General features: G+C 63.5%; 8 protein-coding genes and 4 tRNA genes. 8 read left to right on the top strand and 4 right to left on the bottom strand.

The window, feature by feature from the left end:
* Positions 1-185: 185 nt before the first annotated feature.
* The gene (locus ACLEJW_RS18240; protein ID WP_145193362.1) at positions 186-2063 is read left to right on the top strand and encodes a 1-acyl-sn-glycerol-3-phosphate acyltransferase; all 1878 of its coding nucleotides are present in this window, start codon (positions 186-188) and stop codon (positions 2061-2063) included.
* Between the two features lie 9 nt (positions 2064-2072).
* Here ACLEJW_RS18240 and sugE read toward each other — a convergent pair whose 3' ends face one another.
* The 3 genes from sugE to rdgC all read right to left on the bottom strand — a co-directional run bounded on the left by sugE (position 2073) and on the right by rdgC (position 4569).
* Positions 2073-2390, bottom strand: a complete 318-nt coding sequence (sugE, locus tag ACLEJW_RS18235; RefSeq protein WP_145193364.1) for a quaternary ammonium compound efflux SMR transporter SugE — start codon at positions 2388-2390, stop codon at positions 2073-2075.
* Positions 2391-2533: 143 nt separating this feature from the next.
* Positions 2534-3499 (bottom strand): bile acid:sodium symporter family protein, encoded by a 966-nt coding sequence (locus ACLEJW_RS18230; protein WP_145193366.1) that lies wholly within the window; start codon positions 3497-3499, stop codon positions 2534-2536.
* 149 nt (positions 3500-3648) lie between these two features.
* A complete protein-coding gene (rdgC, locus tag ACLEJW_RS18225; protein ID WP_440778002.1) occupies positions 3649-4569 on the bottom strand; it encodes a recombination-associated protein RdgC in 921 nt (306 codons plus the stop codon).
* Positions 4570-4784: 215 nt separating this feature from the next.
* Between rdgC and ACLEJW_RS18220 the strand changes: the two genes are divergently transcribed.
* The 4 genes from ACLEJW_RS18220 to ACLEJW_RS18205 all read left to right on the top strand — a co-directional run bounded on the left by ACLEJW_RS18220 (position 4785) and on the right by ACLEJW_RS18205 (position 5286).
* Positions 4785-4860 (top strand) — tRNA-Val (locus ACLEJW_RS18220).
* 13 nt (positions 4861-4873) lie between these two features.
* Positions 4874-4950, top strand: a tRNA-Asp gene (locus ACLEJW_RS18215).
* 170 nt (positions 4951-5120) lie between these two features.
* Positions 5121-5196: transfer RNA gene (locus ACLEJW_RS18210), tRNA-Val, on the top strand.
* Between the two features lie 13 nt (positions 5197-5209).
* Positions 5210-5286 (top strand) — tRNA-Asp (locus ACLEJW_RS18205).
* Positions 5287-5378: 92 nt separating this feature from the next.
* Here ACLEJW_RS18205 and map read toward each other — a convergent pair.
* Positions 5379-6155 (bottom strand): type I methionyl aminopeptidase, encoded by a 777-nt coding sequence (gene map, locus ACLEJW_RS18200; RefSeq protein ID WP_440778001.1) that lies wholly within the window; start codon positions 6153-6155, stop codon positions 5379-5381.
* A gap of 290 nt (positions 6156-6445) precedes the next feature.
* Here map and ACLEJW_RS18195 point away from each other — a divergent pair, with 290 nt between their 5' ends.
* From ACLEJW_RS18195 to nirD, 3 genes are all read left to right on the top strand, one after another.
* Positions 6446-10237: a molybdopterin-dependent oxidoreductase gene (locus tag ACLEJW_RS18195; RefSeq protein ID WP_440778000.1), complete on the top strand. Its 3792-nt coding sequence runs from the start codon at positions 6446-6448 to the stop codon at positions 10235-10237.
* Positions 10238-10504: 267 nt separating this feature from the next.
* Complete coding sequence (nirB, locus tag ACLEJW_RS18190; protein ID WP_313303006.1) at positions 10505-13054, top strand: nitrite reductase large subunit NirB; 2550 nt, start codon at positions 10505-10507, stop codon at positions 13052-13054.
* Complete coding sequence (nirD, locus tag ACLEJW_RS18185) at positions 13054-13416, top strand: nitrite reductase small subunit NirD (protein ID WP_440777999.1); 363 nt, start codon at positions 13054-13056, stop codon at positions 13414-13416. Before nirB ends, nirD begins: the two co-directional genes overlap by 1 nt.
* Positions 13417-13525: the final 109 nt, after the last annotated feature.

Genomic DNA, 13525 nt, shown 5'->3' with positions numbered 1-13525 from the left:
CTATATGAATTATCGGCAGATGTAACAAAATCTGAATAGCGGCTTCGATGAAAATAATGTCACCGTGATATCAGTGCGCAGGAAAACCCGGCAGAACCTTGCCAGGCAGCGCCAAGCCATGCAGATTTGTGGCTTTTGCCGCAGTGCCGGCCTCCAATGACGAAAGCCCATCAGGAACAAGGACGATGAGTCACTCCTCGCAATTCACCTTGCTCGGCAAGCGACGTTTCCTGCCGTTTTTCATCACCCAGTTGCTGGGTGCCTTCAACGACAACTTGTTCAAGCAGTCGCTGATCCTGGCCATTTTGTTCAAGCTCAGCCTGGGTGATGGTGACCGCTCGATCTGGGTCAACCTGTGCGCACTACTGTTCATCCTGCCGTTCTTTCTGTTCTCGGCGCTGGGTGGTCAGTTCGGTGAGAAGTTCGCCAAGGACGCCTTGATTCGCGCCATCAAGCTGGCCGAGATCGCCATCATGGGCGTCGGCGCCATTGGTTTCGTCACCGATCACCTGGTACTGATGCTGGTAGCCCTGTTCGGCATGGGTACCCACTCGGCGCTGTTCGGCCCGGTAAAGTATTCGATTCTTCCCCAGGCCCTGCGCGAGCAGGAGCTGGTGGGCGGAAACGGCCTGGTCGAGATGGGCACGTTCCTGGCCATCCTGGTCGGCACCATCGGCGCCGGGGTGATGATGGCTCACGATAACTACGCCAGCGTGGTGGCTGGCGGCGTGGTCGGTACCGCAGTGCTGGGCTACCTGGCCAGCCGCTGGATCCCGCGGGCGGCGGCGGCATCGCCGCAGATGGCGCTGGACTGGAACATCTTCAAGCAGTCGTGGCTGATCCTGCGCATGGGCCTGGGCCAGACCCCCGCGGTGTCGCGCTCGATCGTCGGCAACTCGTGGTTCTGGTTCGTCGGCGCCATCTACCTGACGCAGATCCCGACCTACGCCAAGGACTGGCTGCATGGCGATGAGACGGTCGTCACCTTGGTGCTGACTCTGTTCTCCGTGGGCATCGCCGTGGGCTCGCTGCTGTGCGAGCGGCTCAGCGGGCGCAAGGTGGAAATCGGCCTGGTGCCGTTCGGCTCGTTCGGCCTTACGCTGTTCGGCCTGCTCTGGTGGTGGCACTCCGGTGATGTTCCCGCCGCTGCAACGCCGCACGACTGGCTGGCATTGCTGGGCATGCCGCAAGCTTGGTGGATCCTGCTGTCGATCGTCGGGCTCGGGGTGTTCGGCGGCTTCTACATCGTGCCGTTGTACGCGTTGATTCAGGCGCGCACCGCCGAAGATCAGCGCGCACGGGTGATCGCGTCGAACAACATCCTCAATGCGTTGTTCATGGTGGTGTCGGCCGTGCTCACCATCGTGCTGCTGAGCGTGGCCGAGCTGAGCATTCCACAGTTGTTCCTGGTGGTGTCGTTGCTCAACGTGCTGGTCAACGCGTACATCTTCAGCATCGTGCCTGAGTTCACCATGCGGTTTCTGATCTGGCTGCTCAGCCATTCGATGTACCGCGTACAGCACCGAGGGCTTGAGCGGATACCCGACGAGGGAGCGGCGCTGCTGGTGTGCAACCATGTGTCGTTCGTCGATGCGCTGCTGCTGGGCGGGGCGATCCGTCGGCCGATTCGGTTTGTCATGTATTACAAGATCTACAACCTGCCGGTGCTCAATTTCGTCTTCCGCACCGCAGGGGCCATCCCGATCGCCGGGCGCAACGAAGACCCAGCCACCTATGAGCGCGCCTTCGCGCGCATCGCCGAGTACCTGGCTGACGGTGAACTGGTGTGTATCTTCCCGGAAGGCAAGCTGACCGGCGATGGTGAGATCGACGTGTTCAAAGGCGGCGTCAGGCACATTCTCGAACAGACCCCGGTGCCGGTGATTCCGCTGGCCCTGCAGGGGCTGTGGGGCAGCTTTTTCAGTCGCGACCCAGGCAAAGGGCTGTTCAAGCGCCTGTGGTCGCGGGTGACCATCGTCGCCGGAGAGAGCATTGCGGCGCAGGCGGCTCAGCCTGAAGCGCTGCGCGAGCAGGTCAGCCGCTTGCGCGGCGACCTGCGTTAGGGCGGCGATTCAGCTGGCGCTGATTTTCAGGCCGACCAGGCCGGTCACGATCAGCGCCACGCTGACCAAGCGCATCAAGGCCATGGATTCGCCAAACAGGATGATGCCGGCGATTACCGTGCCGACCGCGCCGACGCCGGTCCAGATGGCGTAGGCAGTGCCCAGCGGCAGCTCCTTCATGGCCAGGCCCAGCAGGCCCAGGCTGATGGCCATGGCGGCGACGGTGAGAGCGGTGGGTAGGGGTTTGCTGAAACCGTCGGTGTATTTCAGGCCAACGGCCCAGCCGACCTCGAACAAGCCGGCGAAGAACAGGATGATCCAGGACATGTGCACCTCCATCGTGGCAATGAGGGGCCGTCCCCGAAGTGATCACGCGCTGCGTCGTGAGGTCGTCCTCACTGTGCCGATCATGGTGCACATCTGCCCGCTGGCGAGCAAGCCTGTGCTCGCCTTTTTGCGCCCAAGCAGCATCAAGGCTTGATTGGCTCCACCTCGTCGGCAGCCACAGGTGGGGCCTCCAGGCTGCGGAACCAGGTCGAGAGCAGCGCCCCGGAAATGTTGTGCCAGACGCTGAACAGCGCGCTTGGCACCGCCGCGAGCGGCGAAAAATGCGCTGCAGCCAACGCGGCGCCCAGCCCCGAGTTCTGCATGCCGACCTCCAGCGCCAGCGATTTGCGCTGCGCCAATGGCAGCTTGCACAGCTTGCCGGTCAGGTAACCGAGCAAGAAGCCAAAGCTGTTGTGCAGCACCACCACGGCCATGATCAACAGCCCGGACTCGGCAATCTTGGCCTGGCTGGCCGCAACCACTGCGCAGACGATCATGACGATGCTGACCACCGACACCAGCGGCAGCACCTGCACTGCCAGTTGCACCCGCGCGCCCAGCAAGCGCTGGGCAAGCACGCCGAGCACGATGGGCAGCATCACCAATTGCAGAATCGACCAGAACATGTCCATGAAGGACACCGGTAGCCAGGCTGAAGCCAGGAGCCAGATCAGCGTTGGCGTCAGCAGTGGAGCGAGCAGGGTGGTGACTGCTGCAATGGCCACTGCCAGAGCCAGGTCGCCCTTGGACAGCCAGACCATCACGTTCGATGCCGTGCCGCTTGGGCAGCAGCCAACCAGGATCACGCCTACGGCGATTTCCGCCGGCAGCTGGAACAGTTGGCACAGCAGCCAGGCCATGCCCGGCATGATCACGAAGTGTGCCACCACGCCCAGTGCCACCCGCCAGGGCTGGCGGGCGAGGGCGGCGAAGTCGTCGAGCTTGAGGGTCAAGCCCATGCCGAACATCACCAGCCCCAGGAGCGGCACGATGGCGACTTTCAGGGCAATGAACCACTGCGGCATGAGGAACGCCAGCACGGCAAACACCAGCACCCACAGGGCAAAGGTGTTGCCGACGAACCGGCTAAGGGCGGCGAGGGCACGCATGGGGGAACCTCCGGTTCAGCGACAAGCTACAAGTAGAAGCAGTGCGGGTTTGGGGCAGATGACGCGGCAAGCTACAAGCCGTACACCGCTGGTAGCCATGTCGCGCTACCGCTTTCGACTTTTCTTGCAGCTTGCAGCTTGCAGCTGCGTCAAACGCCCTGGGGGATTTCTTCGCCGCCGAGGGCTTCGAACAGCACCGGCAGGAACTCGCTGAAGGTCATCATCATCAGCTGGAAGCTGGCATCGAACTGCTGCGCAGCTTCATCGCCGCCGTCCTGTTCGGCCTGCTCTTGCAGCAACTCCTCGAACTTCAGGCGCTTGATCACCATCTTGTCGTCCAGCACGAACGACAACTTGTCCTGCCAGGCCAAGGCCAGCTGGGTGACTACCTTGCCCGTGCTCAAGTGCAGCTGTATTTCTTCGCTGGTCAGGTCCTGGCGCTTGCAACGCACGATGCCACCGTCTTCGGCGGTATCACGCAGCTCGCATTCGTCCAGCACGTAGAAGCCCTCGGCAGCCTGTTGCGACTTGACCCAATCGGTCATGGTCGCGGTCGGGGCGATTTTCACCGTGGCCGGGCGTACCGGCAGCGAGCCGATCACTTCACGCAAGGTCGACAACAGGTCTTCGGCGCGCTTGGCGCTGGCCGAGTTGACCAGGATCATGCCCAGGCGCGGGGCGATGGCGGCGAAGATCATCGAGCGGCGGATGAACGCACGCGGCAGGAAGGCCTGAATGATCTCATCCTTGATCTGGTCGCGTTCCTTCTTGTAGACCTTGCGCATCTGCTCGGTCTCGATTTCCTCGACCTTTTCCTTGACTGCGTCATTGACCACGCTGCTAGGCAGAATGCGCTCTTCCTTGCGCGCGGCGATCAGCAGGAACTCACCGCTGACATGCACCAGGGGAGCCTCTTCGCCCTTGCCGAAGGGCGCGATGAAACCGTAGGTGGTCAGCTCCTGGCTGGCACAGGGGCGGGCCGGCTTGCTGGCCAGTGCGGCTTCCAGCGCTTCGGCCTCGAACGGTACTTCCTGGGTCAGGCGATAGGACAACAGGTTCTTGAACCACATGAGGGGCAATCTCTCCTTAATGCATAAGGCGGGCATTATTCTCCGAGCGGCACCGCAAGGCCAACCCTGTCAGAGGGCCATTAGGTGATTTGCCGCAAAGAAACCCCTTGCTGTGCTAGGTCTTTGAAAGCCCTGGAGTTTTTTTTGAGGAAAGTTGAAAAAGTGCTTGCCAGGGTGAAAGGCCCTCCGTAGAATGCGCGCCACACCGAGACGAAGGGTGATTAGCTCAGCCGGGAGAGCATCTGCCTTACAAGCAGAGGGTCGGCGGTTCGATCCCGTCATCACCCACCACTCGATGTATAGCGCAGCGGTAGTTCAGTCGGTTAGAATACCGGCCTGTCACGCCGGGGGTCGCGGGTTCGAGTCCCGTCCGCTGCGCCATATTCCACTTCCAGGGCCCACTGAACACCCGGAAGTTACAAAGAAAGCGACCTTAGGGTCGCTTTTTTTGTGCCTGAAATTTGTTCATGATTTATTTTTAAAAAAACCTGCAAAGACCGCTTGCCAGGCTCTCGGTTGCTCCGTAGAATGCGCGCCTCACCGAGACGAATGGGTGATTAGCTCAGCCGGGAGAGCATCTGCCTTACAAGCAGAGGGTCGGCGGTTCGATCCCGTCATCACCCACCACTCGTTGAATAGCGCAGCGGTAGTTCAGTCGGTTAGAATACCGGCCTGTCACGCCGGGGGTCGCGGGTTCGAGTCCCGTCCGCTGCGCCATATTCCGCTTCCAGGGCCCACTGAACACCCGGAAGCAAAAAAAAGCGACCTTCGGGTCGCTTTTTTTATGGCTGCGCTGTCTGCCCTGGCCCTCAGGGCTGGCGCTCTTCTTCGCGCAACGTCAGCACTTCGACCCCGTCTTCAGTGACCGCCACGGTGTGCTCCCACTGCGCCGACAGGCTGCGGTCACGGGTGATCACGGTCCAGCCATCCTTCAAGCTTCGCGTGCCACGCCCGCCCTGGTTGATCATCGGCTCGATGGTAAAGACCATGCCCGGCTGCAGCTTCATGCCCATGCCGCGTTGGCCGTAATGCAGCACTTCCGGGCCTTCGTGCATCTGTTGGCCGATACCGTGGCCGCAATACTCTCGTACCACGCTGTAGCCCGCCGCCTCGGCATGCGCCTGGATGGCATGGCCGATATCGCCGAGGGTCGCGCCTGGGCGTACCTGGCCGATGCCTTGCCACAGCGCTTCATAGGTGGTGTCCACCAGCCGGTGCGCCTCGTCGCTGATCGAGCCGATTCGGTACATCTTCGAAGAATCGGCTATGTAGCCGCCCTGCTCCAGGGTGATATCGACGTTGACGATCGAGCCTTCCTGCAACACTTCGTCAGCTCTGGGCATGCCGTGGCAGACCACATGGTCCACCGAGGTGTTGAGCGAGTAGGGGAACCCGTACTGGCCCTTGCTTGCCGGGCGCGCCTTGAGCGTCTCGACGATGAACGCATCAGCGCGGTCATTGATCTGCAGGGTGGTCACGCCAGGGCCAATGAAGCGGTCAAGGTCAGCGAACACTTGCGCCAGCAGGCGCCCGGCGTTGCGCATCAAGTCAAGTTGGGCAGGGGTCTTGAGGATTACCTTGGACATGGTGGGCAGGCTGTAACTCTGGCGAAAAGTTGCTCCAGCATAGCGCCAGGGCGCGCCTGCTTGCCACCGTGTGGTGCGTGCCTGCCTGAACGTCGTGCCAACTGCTGGCGTTGGCCGCGCACCTGCAAGGCCGCAGGGGCTGGCCCGGTAATTGCTGGATCGAGGTCTACCCAGGGCCATCAACGTCGATGGCCCGATCCACTCACGACGACGGCGCCGTGTTGCCCACCTGCCTGGCAGGCTCGGGTGACCGGCGCCTTTTTCGTGCTCATGAAAAGGGAATACGGCCCATGACCACCACTGAAGTGCGCAGCGTCTGCCCCTATTGCGGCGTAGGGTGCGGCATCGTCATGCGTGTCGCCGCGGGCGAGGTCAGCAAGATCAGCGGCGACAAGCAGCACCCGAGCAATTTTGGGCGGCTGTGCACCAAGGGCCTGACCGCCCACTTGCCGTTGACCGCCGCCGGACGCATGCAGCACGCCCACTTGCGTTCGCAGCGCGGTCAGCCGCCCGTGCGGAGTGACCTGCAAGAGGCCATCAACCAGATGGCCAAGCGACTGCTGGGCATCATCGACGCCCATGGCCCTGATGCCGTGGCGCTGTATGTATCGGGGCAGATGTCGCTCGAGGCGCAGTACCTGGCCAACAAACTGGCCAAGGGGTACATCCGCACCCGGCATATCGAGTCCAACTCGCGGCTGTGCATGGCCAGCGCCGCCAGCGGCTACAAATTGTCACTGGGCGCCGACGGTCCGCCTGGCAGTTATGAGGACTTCGAGCACGCCGACGTATTCCTGGTCATCGGCGCCAACATGGCCGATTGTCACCCGATCCTGTTTCTGCGCTTGCTCGACCGGGTTCGCGCAGGCGCCAAACTGATCGTCGTCGACCCTCGGCGCACGGCAACGGCCGACAAGGCCGATCTGTTCCTGCAAGTGCGCCCCGGCACCGACCTGGCGCTGCTCAACGGGCTGCTGCATCTGCTGCATCAAAACGCTCAGACCGACCCTGCGTTCATCGCCGCGCACACCGAAGGCTGGGAGCAGTTGCCGGATTTTCTGGATGACTACACGCCGGCGCGCGTTGCCGCCATCACCGGGCTGAGCGAAGCGGACATCCGTCACGCCGCCGCGCTGATCGGCACCGCCCGAGCTTGGATGAGCTGTTGGACCATGGGCCTGAACCAGAGCGTGCAAGGTACCTGGCACACCAATGCGCTGTGCAACCTGCACCTGGCCACCGGCGCCATTTGCCGCCCAGGCAGCGGGCCGTTCTCGCTGACGGGCCAGCCCAATGCCATGGGCGGTCGCGAGATGGGCTACATGGGCGCGGGGTTGCCTGGCCAGCGCTCGGCCCTGGAGCCTGCCGACCGTGCCTTCGTCGAAGCGCAGTGGGGCCTGGCGCCAGGCAGCCTGCGCAATGAGGGCGGTGAAGGAACGATGGCGCTGTTCGAGCAGATGCGGGCCGGCCAGGTGAAAGCCTGCTGGATCATCTGCAGTAATCCGGTGGCCAGTGTCGCCAATCGCCAGCAGGTGATCGACGCGCTGCGCCAGGCCGAATTGGTGATCAGCCAGGACGCCTTCCTCGACAGCGAAACCAACAGCTACGCCGACATTCTGCTGCCTGCGGCGTTGTGGGCCGAGGGCGAAGGGGTGATGGTCAACAGCGAGCGCAACCTCACCTTGATGCCGCGTGTCGTCGCCCCGCCTGGGCAAAGCCTGGCCGACTGGCAGATCATCGCCAAGGTAGCCTGCGCCATGGGTTATGCCGACGCGTTCGACTATGCCGATGCCGAAGCTGTATTCAATGAAATCCGCCGCTTCAACAACCCGCTCACCGGCTACGACCTGCGCGGGATCGACTACCCCGCGTTGCGCCAAAGCCCGCGCCAGTGGCCGTGCCCCGAGGCCCGCGCCGGGCAGCGCAGCCCGCAGCGCTATGTGCAGGATGAAGGCCGCCAGCCACCCCCAGCCGATCGCCTGGGCCACAGGCCTGCGCTGGTCTTCCCCACGGCCACTGGCAAGGCGCGTTTCTACGCCCGACCCTGGCTACCGGCGCCAGAGCAGCCCGACGTCGACTACCCGCTAGTGCTCAATACCGGCCGGGTGCAGCATCAGTGGCATACCTTGACCAAGACCGGCAAGGTGCCGGCTTTGAATCGGCTCGACCCCGGGCCGTTCGTCGAACTGCACCCCGAGGATGCCGCTCGCCTGGGTATTGCCGACCAGGACCAGGTCGCCGTCCGCTCTCGGCGGGGCCAGGCAGTGCTGCCGGCGCGCATCAGCGAGCGGGTGATGGCGGGCAATTGCTTTGCGCCTTTTCACTGGAACGACCTGTTCGGCGCGCAGCTGGCGATCAATGCGGTGACCTCTGACGCGGTCGATCCGCTGTCGCTGCAGCCGTCGTACAAGCACTGTGCAGTGGCCATAGAGCGGGTGGCCGGGGCGCGTATCGCCACGCTCGAGCTGCAGGCCGACAGCGGGCAGCAGGCGGCGCCCTTGGCTGACGCCGCGCCCGCGCACTGGGTGGTGTGGGCTTCGCAAACCGGCAACGGCGAGGCGTTGGCCGCACGCTGCGCGCAGCACCTGCGCAGTGCCGGTCTGCGCATTCAGCTTCAGGAAATGGCGACGCTCAGCCCTCGGCAGTTGCACGGGGCCGCCAGCCTGCTGCTGATCACCAGCACCTTCGGTGACGGTGATGCGCCTGACAGCGCCACGCCGTTTTGGCACATGCTGCAAGGCGAGCAGGGCGGTTTTTGCCAGCATCTCCCGTACGCCGTGCTGGCGCTGGGCGATTCCAGCTACGAGCAGTTCTGCGGTTTTGGCCGTAAACTCGACCAGCGTCTGGCGCAGCTGGGTGGGCGGCGCCTGCTGCCACGGGTGGATTGCGAGCCGGACTTCGAGCACGCCTTCGCCAGTTGGCTCGAAACCTTGTTACCTGAGCTGGGCGGTACCGCTTCAGCGCCTGTGGCTCGCCTGGCGCAGAAGGGATCTGGTTTCACCAAGCAGCGTCCGTGGGCCGCGGCGCTAGTGAGCAATCGGTTGCTGAACGGGCCGGGGGCCAGTAAAGAAACCCGGCAGTTGGTATTTGACCTGGCCGGTAGCGGCTTGACCTACGCTGCCGGCGACGCGCTCGGGGTCTGGCCGCGCAATTGCCCGGCTTTGGTCGATGAATTGCTGGCCCTGATGCAACTCGATGGCCAGACGCCGGTGAGCGTGGCAGGCCAACCCGACCTGCCCCTGGCCGAAGCCATGACGACCCAGCTGGACATCACCCAGGTCACTGCGCAGCACCTGCAGGCATTCAGCGCCCAGTCCATCGACTTGCAGCAGTTGCTGCAACCGGCCTGTAAAGCCGAGCTGCAGCAGTGGCTGTGGGGGCGGCAACTGGTGGATGTGCTGCGAGCCTTCCCCCAGCGCTTGCCGCTGGCCACTTGGCTTGGGCTGCTCAAGCCACTGCAGCCGCGCCTGTACTCGATCAGTTCGAGCCCTCTGGCCCATCCACAGCAGGTGCACCTGACCGTGTCCGTGGTGCGCTATGGGCAGCGCAAAGGGGTCTGCTCCAGCTTCATGGCCGACCGCGCCGAGCACTGCAAAGTGGCGATCTTCCCGCAGGCCTCCAGGCACTTTCGCCTGCCCGAGGATGACCGGGTGGCGGTGATCATGGTGGGTCCGGGGACCGGCATCGCGCCGTTTCGCGCCTTTCTCGAAGAGCGCGAGGCGCGAGGCGCGGCAGGCGCTAACTGGCTGTTCTTCGGCGAGCAGCATGCGGCCAGCGATTTTTATTATCGTGAGCAACTGCAGGCCTGGCAGGCCAGCGGCCACCTGCGCCTGGACACTGCGTTCTCACGCGACCAGGCCGAGAAGATCTATGTGCAGCAGCGCATGCTCGAGCAGGGTGCGCAGTTGTGGGAGTGGTTGCAGGCGGGGGCTTGCTTCTATGTCTGCGGTGATGCCCAGCGCATGGCCAAGGATGTCGACGCTGCGCTGCGCCAGGTGATTGTCGAGCACGGCGCTGTCGATGCCGAGGCGTACATGCAGATGTTGACCCAAACCAAGCGCTATCGACGCGACGTGTACTGAATGTGCGCCAGAATGGGCAGGCCTGCACCGACGCTGTGCGCTGGCCACCCGGCTGGTCGGTTAGCGCCGGCTGACCGACCTGCCTACATGGCCCTCACCGCCCAGGTTTACTTGAGCGAGCCGCGTTGGCACGACTCCTGCTTCAGCCCTCGTCACAACCAAGCCCGCTGATCAACGGCGATCAACCAGGGCATACCGTGATGAACACAGGCAAAGACGCCTGGAGCTTCGGCTCCAGGCGTTTTTTTTTGGATCGAGGATCGGCTTATGAAGGCAACAGCGAACGGGCAACGGCAGCGTTTGATCATCGTCGGCAACGGCATGGTCGGTCACCACTGCGTCGAGCAGTTGATCGAGCGCGGCGCCCTGGCGCGCTTCGAGCTGCACGTGTTCGGCGAGGAGCGCCAGCGCGCCTACGACCGGGTGCACCTGTCGGAATACTTCGCTGGCAGCTGCGCCGAGCGCTTGGCCCTGTGCGGGCAGGATTACTACGGCGCGAACGGCGTGCAGTTGCACTTGGGCGAAGCGGTCGTCGCGATTGACCGTGAGCGTGGCGAAGTGGTGACCGCCGCAGGGCGCTACGCCTATGACCAATTGATTCTGGCCACCGGTTCCTACCCGTTCGTGCCGCCGATCGCCGGCTGCGAGGGTGATGCACGGCTGGTCTATCGCACCTTGGACGACCTGGATGCCATACGCACCGCTGCCGCTGCAGCGCGTCGTGGCGTGGTGGTGGGCGGTGGCCTGCTCGGCCTGGAAGCGGCCAACGCGCTGAAGTCCCTGGGCCTCGAAGCACATGTGGTGGAGTTCGCCCCGCGGCTGATGCCGGTGCAGCTCGACAGCGACGCTGGCGCTGCCTTGAAAGCGCAGATCGAGGCGCTGGGCGTGGGCGTGCATCTGGCGTGTGCGACCCAGTCGGTGACTGCCGGGCAGGACTATCGCTACCGCATGAATTTCGACGGCGCAGCGTATCTGGAAACCGACCTGATCGTGTTCTCTGCCGGTATTCGTCCGCAGGATGCCCTGGCCCGGGCCTGCGGTCTGGAGATCGCAGCGCGTGGCGGCGTGGTCATCGACAACCACTGTCGCAGCAGCGATCCGCGTATTTTCGCCATCGGTGAATGCGCGTCATGGAATGGCAGCGTGTTCGGCCTGGTAGCCCCTGGCTACAGCATGGCGCGCAACCTGGCAGGGCTGCTGCTGGGCGAAAGCGCCAGTGCCTTCAGCGGGGCCGACATGTCGACCAAGCTCAAGCTGCTGGGCGTGGATGTCGGCTCGATCGGCGATGCCCACGGCGCAACCCCCGGCGCCCGCAGCTATCGCTATATCGATGAAGCCAACAACAGCTATCGGCGGCTGGTAGTGGATGCCAGCGGCAAGCACGTGCTCGGCGCAGTGCTGGTGGGCGATAACAGCTATTACGACACCTTGCTGCAATACGCCCAGAACGCCATCGTCCTGCCGGACGATCCGGCCTCCCTGATCCTGCCGCAAGGCAACGGCGCGCCGACACTCGGCGCTGATGCGTTGCCCGCCACTGCGACCCTCTGTTCCTGCCACAACGTCAGCAAGGGCCAGGTCTGCACTGCCATCGACAACGGCTGTGGCGATCTGGCTGCGGTCAAGGGGTGCACCAAGGCCGCCACCGGTTGTGGCGGTTGCGCGGCGCTGCTCAAGCAGGTCGTGGAGCATGAGCTGAGTGCGCGCGGCGTGGCAGTCGACAAAAGCCTGTGCGAGCATTTCGCCTACACCCGCCAGGAGTTGTACGCCTTGGTGCGGGTTGGGGATATCCGCAGCTTCGATGCGCTGCTCGAGCGCCACGGGAAAGGGCAGGTGGGCTGCGCTAGCTGCAAACCGGTGGTGGGTTCGATCCTCGCCTCGTGCTGGAACCAGCCGATCATGGATCCGTCATTGGTGCCGCTGCAGGACACCAACGATACGTTCATGGCCAACATGCAGAAGAACGGGACTTACTCGGTGGTGCCGCGCATTCCCGGTGGCGAGATCACCCCGGACAAGCTCATCGTGATTGGCCAGGTGGCGAAGAAGTACGACCTCTACACCAAGATCACCGGCGGGCAGCGCATCGATCTGTTCGGCGCTCAATTGCATGAGCTGCCGCTGATCTGGGGCGAGTTGATCGAAGCCGGCTTCGAGACCGGGCACGCCTATGGCAAATCGACACGCACGGTCAAATCATGCGTCGGCAGTACGTGGTGCCGCTACGGTGTACAGGACAGCGTCGCCATGGCGTTGCACCTCGAGGACCGTTACAAGGGCTTGCGTAGCCCGCACAAACTCAAGTTCGCCGTGTCGGGCTGCACCCGCGAATGCGCCGAGGCGCAAAGCAAGGACATCGGCGTCATCGCCACGGAAAAAGGCTGGAATCTGTACATCTGCGGCAACGGCGGCATGCGTCCACGCCACGCTGAGCTGTTCGCCACTGATCTGGACGACCAGACGCTGGTGCGCCTGATCGACCGGGTGCTGATGTTCTACATCCGCACCGCCGATAAATTGCAACGCACCTCGGTGTGGCGCGAAGGGCTTGAGGGCGGACTGGACTACCTCAAGCAGGTGATCATCGAAGACAGCCTGGGCCTGGCGGGCGAGCTCGAAGCACAGATGCAGCATGTGGTCGATCGCTACGAATGCGAATGGGCCAATGCGCTGAAAGATCCGGAGAAGCTCAAGCGCTTCCGCACGTTCGTCAATGACCGCCGCGCCGACCCGGACGTGCACTTCGTGCGCGAGCGCGACCAGCGCCGACCGGCAACACCCCTGCACCTGATCCCAACCACCGAGGAGGCTGTCTGATGAATCAATCCGCTGTTGTCGCCAAGCGCTGTGAACGTTGGCAAACGGTCTGCCACACCGATGACCTTGTGGCCGATTCCGGTGTCGTGGCCTGGCTCGATGGCGCTCAGGTGGCGATATTCTATCTACCCGGCGTGGAGCCGAGTGTCTTCGCCGTGGACAACCGCGACCCCCGTTCCGGCGCCAACATCATCGGCCGCGGCCTGGTTGGCAGCCTGCAAGGCGAATTGGTGGTAGCCGCGCCGTTGTACAAGCAGCATTTCAGCTTGCTCAGCGGCGAGTGTCTGGAAGATGCGGGGCAACGGTTGCGTGTATGGCCAGTGCGTATCAACGGCACTGCCGTCGAGTTGGGCGTAGTTTGAGTTCGCTGGAGTCCAGCGCGCCACAGCATTCACTACCAGAGTATGAACGCGATCTTCTTTCGTGGGAGCGGCCTTGTGTCGCGAAAGGGCCGCACAGCGGCCCCGGCAA

This window comes from Pseudomonas sp. SMSB3 (assembly GCF_052041965.1).
Taxonomy (GTDB): Bacteria; Pseudomonadota; Gammaproteobacteria; order Pseudomonadales; family Pseudomonadaceae; genus Aquipseudomonas.
This window is presented reverse-complemented; position numbering and strand designations above follow the sequence as displayed.